Raw genomic sequence first — 1190 nt, forward strand, 5'->3', positions numbered from 1 at the left:
GTTCAAGAACGCAGGTTATGGAAGTGGCTCAGGTGTGCCCCGGCACGGCGACTCCATCACGGTGTCCTCGGGCGCCACGGTGTCAGCCGACGCGTCGATGCCGACCGAGGCTCAATGGCGATCCGACCTTGTCACGCGGGTCGCCGGGAGCGACCGCTACTCGACCGCGATCCAGATATCCCGCCGCAATCACCGCACGGCGTCGACCGTCGTCCTGTGCGCCGGATGGGCCTTCCCCGACGCGCTGTCGGCCGCGCCCCTCGCGGGATCGTACGACGCGCCGCTCCTGCTCACGCCTCGAGATGCGCTGCCGGCCGGACTACTCGCCGAGATCGATCGGCTCGGCGCGACAAAGGTCATTGTCGTCGGCGGGGCGGCGGCAGTGGGTGCGGCACCCGTGGCCGCGCTGCAAGCGCACGGGCTGACCGTCGAGCGGATCAGCGGGGGCGATCGCTACGCGACGTCCTGCGCGGTGTACGCGGCGCTCAAGGCGCGCGAGGGCTCCGGCCTGCCCGCGGAGCCGTTCCTCGTGAACGGAGACCGCTTCCCCGACGCGCTCTCTGCCGCGTCGTACGCGGCGTGCGAGCGCCGCCCGATCCTGCTCACGAAGGCGAGCTTCTGCCCCTACTCCGTGCGCACGCTGACGCGGCAGTACTCGCTGAACACCTACTACATCATCGGCGGCACCGCGGCCGTCTCGGACGACGTCATCCAGCAGCTCGCGGACGCGTCCGTCTCGGGGCAGGTGTACTACGCGCGCCTCGCCGGCACCGATCGCTACGACACCTCCGCGGCGCTCGCGGATGCGTACGGTGGCCACTTCGACTTCGTCGGCATCGCGAGCGGCGCGTCGTTCCCCGACGGTTTGGCGGGCGGCGCGCTGTGTGGCGCCCGAAGCGGGCCACTCCTGCTCACGCCGCGCGACGGTCTGACGCCGCGCGAGGAGGCCCTGATCGCTGACAACGCTGACTGGCTGTACCAGGTCCAGGCCTTCGGCGGCGCCGGAGTCGTGGGCGCACGGGTGTTGACGGATGCGCGTGCGGCGACAGGGGTCGCCGCGTCCGGGGTCGGAGCCCAGTCCACGGACGGCGGCGAACGGGTCGCGCCGTTGTCGGCGCAGGGCGCGACGATCCTCGGTCTGCAGGGGCAGCGGTTCGAGCGGGTGACCCGCCGGGTCCGCTAGTCGACCG

The 1190-nt window shown here is 71.9% G+C and carries 1 protein-coding gene; it reads left to right on the forward strand.

Features of this window, described 5'->3' with window-relative positions:
• Positions 1 to 34 precede the first annotated feature (34 nt).
• Positions 35 to 1183 (forward strand): cell wall-binding repeat-containing protein, encoded by a 1149-nt coding sequence (locus FDZ70_11050; protein ID TLM65540.1) that lies wholly within the window; start codon positions 35 to 37, stop codon positions 1181 to 1183.
• Positions 1184 to 1190: the final 7 nt, after the last annotated feature.

Source organism: Actinomycetota bacterium (assembly GCA_005774595.1).
Lineage (GTDB): Bacteria > Actinomycetota > Coriobacteriia > Anaerosomatales > D1FN1-002 > D1FN1-002.